The 451-nt window shown below is 36.4% G+C and carries 1 protein-coding gene; it reads right to left on the minus strand.

The genetic code is table 11. The annotated features are described in order from the left end of the window. Window positions 1-151 precede the first annotated feature (151 nt). The coding region (locus IQR33_RS36030) for a hypothetical protein (RefSeq protein WP_228014065.1) at window positions 152-451 on the minus strand (300 nt) is incomplete at its 5' end.

Raw genomic sequence — 451 nt, forward strand, 5'->3', positions numbered from 1 at the left:
ACCCCCGCTTGCGCGCTACTCATCACGAGTAAAGGTAAAATTAATCTTAATTTCATCATAGTAACCCCTATTATTTTGATAAATATACGTCATTTTCGTATAACAAACAACAAACAAAGCTGTAAGGTAACCTACGAATAAGAACAATTTCTTATCGGTTATCTGGCTTCCAAATTTCGTTTTTTCGATATGGCAAGTTGTTGCCTTGGTTGTATTTTGACAGGAGGTGTATAAAAAACTCTAATGGTGTCCTTTTGGTAAGAGAGATTAAGGACATTAATACATAGAAAACACACATGGCTTTAAGGTAGTTCCAGCTGAACATTATTGGCAATGTCAAAACCGGGACGATAGTAGACCCGTCCATAAGTAGGAAAAGTGGTCTTTTCATCGCATTTTGTACCGCTTTTCTATCCAGCTTCGGTTTATATTCCATTATTCTGATTCCATA

The organism is Vibrio sp. OPT46, from assembly GCF_015163535.1.
Lineage (GTDB): Bacteria > Pseudomonadota > Gammaproteobacteria > Enterobacterales > Vibrionaceae > Vibrio > Vibrio alginolyticus.